This is a genomic window from Actinosynnema sp. NPDC037264, from assembly GCF_055603705.1.
In genome coordinates this window covers 1-7,413 of record NZ_JBVJVK010000122.1, presented here as the reverse complement: position 1 = coordinate 7,413, position 7,413 = coordinate 1, and the positions used below count along the sequence as shown (strand labels likewise).

Below are 7,413 nucleotides of genomic sequence, written 5' to 3'. Positions count from 1 at the left end.
ATAGCGGTTGGGGAACACCCGGTCCCATTCCGAACCCGGTAGTTAAGCCTTCCAGCGCCGATGGTACTGCACTCGTGAGGGTGTGGGAGAGTAGGTCGCCGCCGAGCATACTTCACCCTCAGGGGCACTCGTTTACTCGAGTGCCCCTGAGGGTTTTTTGGCGTTCGACGCAGTTTTTCCACGTGACCGCGAACCCTTTCCACGTGACGGCGAACCGTCACTTTCCGGCGGCTTCGACCGCTATTCGGGCGACGCGCTTGGCGCGACCGGGTGACGCTCCGTTTGCCGCGGTTGATCGTCCATACCGTAGCCGGCATGAGCAGCGGTAGTGGGACGAGGGAGGCGTCGGTGCCATGGCGCGCGCGCAGACAAACGAGACGAAGAGGCAGGCACGTCCGTGCCCGCCCGTCGTCGTCGGACACACCGATGTGGGCTTCGGCCGTTCTCGGCCTGGTGGTCCTCGTCGCTTTGATCTTGTTGTTGTTGACCTACGTCTGACTCGGAGTCATTCGACGGGCTTCAGGTCACCGGTGGGAAAACGGCGTTCGTTGCGCTCGATCTTGGCGAACGCGGCCTCGATCAGGTCGACGTCCAGCTTGTCGGCCAACCGCACCAGGTAGTGCATGACGTCGGCCAGCTCGTCACGGACGTTCCACGCCAACTCGGGGTCGTCCATCGCGTGCGCGGCCTGCTCGGGCGTGAGCCACTGGAACAGGTCGGTCAGCTCCCCGACCTCCCCGGACAACGCCATCACCAGGTTCTTCGGGGTGTGGTACTCGTCCCAGTCACGCGCGGCGGCGAACCGGCGCAGCGCGTCTCGCAGGTCTTCCAGGTTCTTGCCCGCTGAATCCGCACCCACTGCATCCGTGCCCACAGAGTTCATACTCGCAGAGCTACCACACGGTGGTCGCTGGGCCGCACGCCGCGTACCCGTTTGAACGCCGTGCTGAACGCGAACCCGTCGCCGTAGCCGACCGCACGCGCCACGGACTCGACCGTGGCGTCCGGCTTGCCCAACAGGTCCGCGGCGACGTCCATGCGCCACTGGGTCAGGTACGTCAGCGGCGGCACGCCGACCAGTGCGGTGAACCGGCGCGCCAACGCCGCCCGGGACACCCCAGCGCGCGCTGCGAGTTCCGCGACGGTCCACGCACGCTGCGGCTCGTCGTGCATCGCGCGCAGGGCGGGGCCGACGGTCTCGTCGCTCAACGCCCGGTACCACGCGGGAGTGTTCGCCTCGGGCCGGGCGAACCACTCACGCAGCGCGTACACCAGCAGGAGGTCCAGCAGTCGTTCGAGGACGATGTCCTGCCCGGCCTGGTCCCTCGCCACCTCCGCGGCCAGCACGTCCACCGTGGGGCAGTGCTCGTCGTCGCACGTCACGACGAAGGTCGCCGGCAGGGCGTTCAGCAGTCGCGCCGCCACGCCACCGTCGACGGAGTAGGCAGCGGTGATCACGAGCGACTCGCCGTCGTCGGCGAGGCCGTAGGTGCGGGTGCCGACGAGCCACTGCTCGCAGTCCGCCTCACGGACCTCGAGCTGAGGCGGCGTGGACGGGTCGTCGGCCAGGACGAACCGCTGCGGTCCGTGGATCAGGCCGATCGACCCCGGCCGCAGCAGGACCTGGGTCCCGTCCTCGGCCAGCAGCCAGGTGTCGCCGCGCACGGCGGCGACGAGCGTGAACGGACGTGTCTCCGTGAACGCCAGCGCCCACGGCGGCGAGGCGAACGAACGGCACACGTCGGCACTTCGCGCGCGCAAGCCGCGCAGGAGATCGGCGAGCGCGTCCTCGTCGGCCGCGGCGGAGACTTCAGCCGCGTTCACCTCAGCCACTCCGCAACCCCAGCCACGGCGTCCACGGCGCCTCCACGTCATCCATGTAGACGATTGAACATGCATCCGGGACGGTGAGCCATGTTCCGTCCGGCACGATCTTGATTGTCTTGTGGCATGACAATCCTGGTGCTCGGCGCGACCGGCAAGACCGGTCACCGTGTCGTTTCCTCCCTCGACGCCCTCGGCGTCGACTACCGCGGCGTGTCCCGCAGCACGGAGATCCGCTTCGACTGGTCGGACCCGTCGACCTGGGCGCGTGCGCTCGACGGAGCCATCGCCGTCTACCTCGTGCCGCTCGCGATGAACCTCGACGACGCCGAGTTGGTGGAGTTCGTGCCGCAGGCCGTGGCGGCGGGTGTGCGGCGGATCGTCCTGCTGTCGGCGCGGGGCATCCCGACGGACGACGGTCGTGAGCGCGCCGTGCGGGAGTCCGGTGTGGACTGGACGATCCTGCGGCCGACGTGGTTCTCGCACAACTTCAGCGAGGACTACTTCCTGCCGGAGGTCCTGGCCGGCGAGGTCGTGTTGCCCGCGGGAACCGGCAACGGCAACGGCGCCCACCCATTCATCGACGCGCAGGACATCGCCGACGTGGCGGTGGCGGCGTTGACCCAGGACGGGCACGCGGGCGTCACCTACGAGCTGTCCGGGCCGGAGGCGTTGACGTTCTCCGAGGTGCTGGCGCGGATCGGTGAGGTGTCGGGTCGTTCGATCCGCATCACGGACGTGCCTGCCGCCGACTACACCGGCATGTTGGTGCAGGCCGGCATCGAGCCCGCGTACGCGGAGGTGCTGACGATGTCGCTGATCGCCATCCGCGACGGACACGACGCCGCGTTGTCCGACGGCGTGCCGTCCGTGCTGGGACGTGACGGACGGCTGTTCGGCGACTACGCGAAGGAGTCGGCCGGCATCTGGGCCTGACGGGCCACCCTCACGGGCCACCCCGACAGGCCACAGGTCACTCCCTGACGAGGGTGAGGTTCGGCCTGGCGGTGCGGCCGGGGTCGCCCTGCCCCGGCAGGGCGGTGAGCACGAGGCCGAACACCAGCCCGTTCAGCTCCTCCACGTCCAGCAGGAGCTCACGGGCGACACCGTGCGGCGTGGTGCCCTGGGCGCGCAGGGCGCGGAAGACCTTGGCGAGCAGCTGGGACGTCTCGCGGTGGGCCATCCCGACGGCACGGCGGGCTAGCTGGGCGCACACGGTCGCGTGCTGGGTCCGCGTCAACAGCCCCAGGTCGCGCAAGCGGTGCGCCAGGGTCACCGGGTCGACGTGCCAACCGGCGCTGTGCGCGACGACGTGCTCGGTGAGCGGGCCTCGGGCGACGCCGGCCAGCACGCCGGCGCGGGGCAGCAGGAACGCGGTGGCGAACGTTTGCGGGTCCGACGCCCCGGTCAGCCGCCCGAGCTCGCGCGCCGCGTCGAGGCGGGCCTGACCCGGCGCGACCGCCGGGTCCAGGAAGACGTACGGGGTGCCGTCGTGCCGGCAGGAGAACGGGCCGACGCCCGCGCAGTCCGGCGGCAGGGAGAAGACCCGGACGCCGTGCGCCTCCAGCAGGTGCACCATGTTGGGCGCGGGCCGGTGCGGGATGCCCCAGCGGGCGCGCAGCACCTCGGCCGCCGTCTCCGGGTCGGGGTGCTCCCACGTCGGCACGTCCGGCTCGGGGAAGGTGAACGCCCGCGTCAGCCAGCCGTCGAAGCCGATGGCCAGGCGGGCGGCGCCGATCGCGGCGTCCCGCTGCCGCTTGGCCGCCGGTCTGGTGAACGCCACCTCGACCTCCGGCACGTCGTCGGCTTCGAGGAAGCCCGGCGGGAAGCCGAGGGCCTCGGTGAGCCTGGCCGTGGTGGCCGGTCGTGGTTGGCGGCGGCCGTGCTCGTAGTCCCCGATGCTCGCCGGGCTCGTGCCCGCCTTGCGCGCCAGCTCCACCGCGGTGAGGCCGCGGCGGGTCCGGGCGAGGACGAGGCGGGAGGGCGTGAGCATGATCGCGCCATTCTCGCACCCGCCTACCGGCGCGGCGTGACGGTGACGTCCACCTCGTCCGGGCCGTCTGGATCGCGCGGGGTGGGCAGCGGGCCGAACACCAAGGGCGGCAACGTGATCCGGCGCGCCCACCGGTCGACGACCTGGCCCTGCGGCGTGGGTTCCGGCTGCGCCACCTCGCGCAGCACGACCAGCCGTTCGCCTTCCTGCCGGGGGTAGGTGACCAGGAACCACAGCTTCCACTCGTGCGTGTGCAGCGAGTCGAAGAGGGTGAACTGGTCGCTGTCGTTGCCGCGCATCATGGCGGCGATGGCCGGGCCCTTGGCGTAGTCGCTGCGCAGGGGTGCGCCGGGCGTGCCGGTGTGGCGGTTGCCCTGGAGCGTGCCGAGCACGACCGGTCTGGTGGGGTGCTGGACGAGGCCCGCGTTCCACTTGTCGACCCGCGTCCAGCCCTCCGCCACGAGGACCTCGCGGAGCCTGCCGACCCGGTGGATCCAGTCGAGCAGGCCGGCGCCGTTGGTCGGCCCGAGCGGGGGCGCGGAGGCCCGGGCGTCGACCCCGGCCCAGATCGCCTCGTCCAGGTGGTCGGTGCGCAGGCCGAGCTCCGCCAGCTGGGCGTGGTGCTCGGCGGTCAGCTCGGTGGCGTTCGACATCCTCATGCCCGGCACGGTAGCGCCGACCACCGACAATCCGGCCGCCGACGACCGGGCCCCGACGACCGGGCCAGACGACCGGACCAGACGCCGGGCAGCCGGCAGCCGGCCGCCGCGGAACCTATGGTCGGAAACAGGGGCAGCGGGAACCGCGCCGGGAAGTGGAAGGATGACGTGGTGGATGCGCGGCGCAGGAACAACGTGGTCGTGACCGGCAACGCCGGCGGTCCCGTCGTCATGCTCGCGCACGGCTTCGGGTGCGACCAGACCATGTGGCGGCTGGTGGTGCCCACGCTCGCCGCCACGTGCCGCGTCGTGCTGTTCGACCACGTCGGCGCGGGCCGGTCCGACCTGTCCGCGTGGGACGAGCGGCGTTATTCGACGCTCGACGGGTACACGCGGGACGTGCTGGACATCTGCCACGACCTCGACCTGCGCGACGTGGTGTTCGTGGGCCACTCGGTGTCGGCGATGGTGGGCGTGCTGGCGGTGGCCGCGGAGCCCACGACGTTCGCCAAACTCGTGCTGGTCACGCCCTCGCCGCGGTACGTCGACGACGGCGACTACCGGGGCGGGTTCAGCGCCGCCGACATCGACGAGCTGCTCGACTCGCTGGACAGCAACTACCTGGGCTGGTCGGCCGCGATGGCCCCGGTGATCATGGGCAACGCCGACCGGCCGGAGCTGGCGGCCGAGCTGACCAACAGCTTCTGCCGCACGGATCCCGCGGTCGCGAAGGTGTTCGCCCGCACGACGTTCCTGTCCGACAACCGGGCGGACCTGGCCGCGGTGACCGTGCCGACACTGGTGCTGGAGTGCGAGCAGGACGTCATCGCGCCGCCCGAGGTGGGCGCGTACGTCCACGCGCGGATCCCGGGCAGCAAGCTCGTCACGCTCCCCGCCACGGGCCACTGCCCGCAGCTGAGCGCACCCGAGGCGACGGCGGCGGCGATCGCCGAGTTCGTGGCGGACACCGCGTGACGGGCGACCGCGAGGCGTTCTCGGCGTTGTTGGAGGACAGCGCCGACGACCTGTACGAGAACGCGCCGTGCGGCTACCTGTCCACCATGCTCGACGGGCAGATCGCGAAGGTGAACGGGACGCTGCTGCGGTGGCTGGGGTACGAGCGCGTGCAGCTGGTGGGTCGGCTGCGGTTCGCGGACCTGCTCACCGTCGGCGGCAAGCTGTACCACGAGACGCACTTCGCGCCGTTGCTGAGGATGCAGGGCGAGGTCGGCGGCGTGGCGTTGGAGATGGTCGCGGCCGACGGCACGCGGCTGCCGGTGCTGGTGAACTCCACCCTGAAGACGGGCGGTGACGGTGAGCCGTTGCTGATCCGCACCACGGTGTTCGACGCGAGCGACCGCCGTGCGTACGAGCGGGAGCTGCTGCGCGCCCGACAGGAGGCGGAGCGGGAGCGCGACGAGATCCGGCGGCTCGCGACGACCCTCCAGCGCACCCTGCTGCCGCCGGTGCTGCCCGCCGTGCCGGGCGTGGAGACGGCGACGCACTACCACCACGCGTCGCCGTTCGAGGTGGGCGGCGACTTCTACGACCTGTTCCCGCTGGCGGACGGCCGGTGGGCGGTGTTCCTCGGCGACGTGTGCGGCAAGGGCGCGAACGCGGCGGTGGTGACGTCGCTGACCCGCTACACGCTGCGTTCGGCGGCCGTGTACGACCCCGACCCGGTGGCGGTGCTGACCAACCTCAACACCGTGCTCAACCAGGAGGTGGACACCGGGTACCCGCGGTTCTGCACGGTGACGTTCGGCGTGCTGACCGTCGAGGAGGACCGCTGCACGCTCACGCTGGCGGCCGGCGGCCACCCGCCCGGCCTGCTGCTGCGCGCGGACGGCACCGTCGAGTACGCGGAGATGCCCGGTGGTCAGCTGATCGGGATCCTGCCGGACGCGCGGGTCGTCACCACGACCGTCCACCTGGCCGCCGGTGACACGTTCGTGCTGTACACCGACGGCCTGATCGAGGCGCGGACCGGTCCGGAGACCCGCTACGGCGAAGAGGAGCTGCTGGCGTTCGCGGCCGGCCTGCCCCCGGTGTCCGCGGCGGGGGCCGTGGACGCGTTCGTCGGCCTGCTGGACCGGCTGGGCGACGGCGTCGAGGACGACACGGCGGTGCTGGCGATCGGCGTTCCGGCCGGTTAGCGCGTTCGGCGGCGCGCGGGCGGTCCGAGCAGCCAGCGGCCCGTGACCAGGGCGATGGTGGCGAGCACGAGGGGCGTGGCCAGCAGGAGCATGAGCGCCCACACGCCGGGCCAGGAGGTGGCGCGGGCGTCCGGGTCGAGCTGCCCCGACGACAACCGCCGCGACAGCCCGAGTGACAGGCCGCCGAAGGCGAACATGGTCATGAAGAGCGACGACGTCCACGCCACGACGATCCCCGAGCGCAGTTCGCGGACCTTGTGCAGGTCGAGGTGCTCGGCCGACACGTGGCGTCGGGCGGCGAGGAGGAAGGCGCCCGCCAGCACCACCATGACCATGCTGCTGCCGACGAGCGACCAGCTGAAGACGCCGAGCGCCGGGTAGACGGGCGGCAGGTGGCCGCCGAGCAGCGTGAGCAGCGGGATCAGCACGAGGCAGGCGGTGATCAGCAGCACGGCGACCCGTCGGCAGCTCGTGCGGATCCGGTGCGCGTGCGGCGCCGGGATCCACAGGTACCGGGGTGGTAGGGGCGGCGGCGGGTAGCTCACGGTTCTGCCACTCCGTTCTGCCGGCCCGGTCGGGACGACCTCATGCCGGTTCGCGCCACCGGACGTTCTTGCGGTGCGTAGTCAACCAGGTTCGGAAAGTAGTCGGCCGCTCAGGGTTCCCAGACCTGGATCGCCCTGACCACGAACGACGTGCGTGGTGATAGACCTAGGCTGCCCATGTCGGTTCGATCTTGATCTCGTTAGCCTTGCCTGGACGTCTCAGCGGGATCACACGA

Annotated in this window: 8 protein-coding genes and 1 rRNA gene; 4 read left to right on the top strand and 5 right to left on the bottom strand. The window is 71.3% G+C overall.

The annotated features are described in order from the left end of the window. A 5S ribosomal RNA gene (gene rrf / locus ACZ7GX_RS45450) occupies nucleotides 1-107 on the top strand; the annotation flags it as partial. 398 nt (nucleotides 108-505) lie between these two features. On the opposite strand, the gene ACZ7GX_RS45445 is transcribed toward rrf, so the two are convergent. After that, complete coding sequence (locus ACZ7GX_RS45445; RefSeq protein WP_498786886.1) at nucleotides 506-874, bottom strand: nucleotide pyrophosphohydrolase; 369 nt, start codon at nucleotides 872-874, stop codon at nucleotides 506-508. A 5-nt stretch (nucleotides 875-879) separates the two neighbouring features. Continuing rightward, the gene (locus tag ACZ7GX_RS45440) at nucleotides 880-1,824 is read right to left on the bottom strand and encodes an AraC family transcriptional regulator (RefSeq protein WP_498786885.1); all 945 of its coding nucleotides are present in this window, start codon (nucleotides 1,822-1,824) and stop codon (nucleotides 880-882) included. A gap of 126 nt (nucleotides 1,825-1,950) precedes the next feature. Here ACZ7GX_RS45440 and ACZ7GX_RS45435 point away from each other — a divergent pair, with 126 nt between their 5' ends. Beyond that, nucleotides 1,951-2,760, top strand: coding sequence for an NAD(P)H-binding protein (locus ACZ7GX_RS45435; protein WP_498786884.1), 810 nt, complete (start codon nucleotides 1,951-1,953; stop codon nucleotides 2,758-2,760). A gap of 37 nt (nucleotides 2,761-2,797) precedes the next feature. Here ACZ7GX_RS45435 and ACZ7GX_RS45430 read toward each other — a convergent pair whose 3' ends face one another. Together ACZ7GX_RS45430 and ACZ7GX_RS45425 are read right to left on the bottom strand one after the other, a co-directional pair. Next, complete coding sequence (locus ACZ7GX_RS45430) at nucleotides 2,798-3,817, bottom strand: helix-turn-helix domain-containing protein (RefSeq protein ID WP_498786883.1); 1,020 nt, start codon at nucleotides 3,815-3,817, stop codon at nucleotides 2,798-2,800. A 23-nt stretch (nucleotides 3,818-3,840) separates the two neighbouring features. Continuing rightward, nucleotides 3,841-4,476 carry a hypothetical protein gene (locus tag ACZ7GX_RS45425; RefSeq protein WP_498786882.1) on the bottom strand — a complete coding sequence of 212 codons (636 nt, stop codon included), beginning with the start codon at nucleotides 4,474-4,476 and terminating at the stop codon, nucleotides 3,841-3,843. A 171-nt stretch (nucleotides 4,477-4,647) separates the two neighbouring features. Here ACZ7GX_RS45425 and ACZ7GX_RS45420 point away from each other — a divergent pair, with 171 nt between their 5' ends. Together ACZ7GX_RS45420 and ACZ7GX_RS45415 are read left to right on the top strand one after the other, a co-directional pair. Continuing rightward, nucleotides 4,648-5,451, top strand: a complete 804-nt coding sequence (locus tag ACZ7GX_RS45420; protein WP_498786881.1) for an alpha/beta fold hydrolase — start codon at nucleotides 4,648-4,650, stop codon at nucleotides 5,449-5,451. Continuing rightward, a complete protein-coding gene (locus tag ACZ7GX_RS45415; protein ID WP_498786880.1) occupies nucleotides 5,448-6,632 on the top strand; it encodes a PP2C family protein-serine/threonine phosphatase in 1,185 nt (394 codons plus the stop codon). The genes ACZ7GX_RS45420 and ACZ7GX_RS45415 overlap by 4 nt, the downstream gene beginning before the upstream one ends. Here ACZ7GX_RS45415 and ACZ7GX_RS45410 read toward each other — a convergent pair. Beyond that, complete coding sequence (locus ACZ7GX_RS45410; RefSeq protein ID WP_498786879.1) at nucleotides 6,629-7,177, bottom strand: hypothetical protein; 549 nt, start codon at nucleotides 7,175-7,177, stop codon at nucleotides 6,629-6,631. The genes ACZ7GX_RS45415 and ACZ7GX_RS45410 overlap by 4 nt on opposite strands. Nucleotides 7,178-7,413: the final 236 nt, after the last annotated feature.